This window comes from Salmonella sp. SAL00670 (assembly GCF_046552235.1).
GTDB classification, from domain to species: Bacteria; Pseudomonadota; Gammaproteobacteria; order Enterobacterales; family Enterobacteriaceae; genus Salmonella; species Salmonella enterica.
This window is the reverse complement of record NZ_JBGDUO010000022.1, coordinates 1-730: the sequence shown is the minus strand read 5'-3', so window position 1 is coordinate 730 and position 730 is coordinate 1. Positions and strand designations below refer to the sequence as shown.

At 53.6% G+C, this 730-nt stretch carries 1 rRNA gene; it reads left to right on the top strand.

From position 1 onward, the window contains the following. Window positions 1–730, top strand: a 23S ribosomal RNA gene (locus ACLJRS_RS23580); the annotation flags it as partial.

The following is a 730-nucleotide window of genomic DNA, read 5'->3' as shown; positions in this document are numbered from 1 at the left end:
GTAATAGCTCACTGGTCGAGTCGGCCTGCGCGGAAGATGTAACGGGGCTAAACCATGCACCGAAGCTGCGGCAGCGACACTGTGTGTTGTTGGGTAGGGGAGCGTTCTGTAAGCCTGTGAAGGTGGCCTGTGAGGGTTGCTGGAGGTATCAGAAGTGCGAATGCTGACATAAGTAACGATAAAGCGGGTGAAAAGCCCGCTCGCCGGAAGACCAAGGGTTCCTGTCCAACGTTAATCGGGGCAGGGTGAGTCGACCCCTAAGGCGAGGCCGAAAGGCGTAGTCGATGGGAAACGGGTTAATATTCCCGTACTTGGTGTTACTGCGAAGGGGGGACGGAGAAGGCTATGTTGGCCGGGCGACGGTTGTCCCGGTTTAAGCGTGTAGGCTGGTTTTCCAGGCAAATCCGGAAAATCAAGGCTGAGGCGTGACGACGAGGCACTACGGTGCTGAAGCAACAAATGCCCTGCTTCCAGGAAAAGCCTCTAAGCATCAGGTAACATCAAATCGTACCCCAAACCGACACAGGTGGTCAGGTAGAGAATACCAAGGCGCTTGAGAGAACTCGGGTGAAGGAACTAGGCAAAATGGTGCCGTAACTTCGGGAGAAGGCACGCTGACACGTAGGTGAAGTGATTTACTCATGGAGCTGAAGTCAGTCGAAGATACCAGCTGGCTGCAACTGTTTATTAAAAACACAGCACTGTGCAAACACGAAAGTGGACGTATACG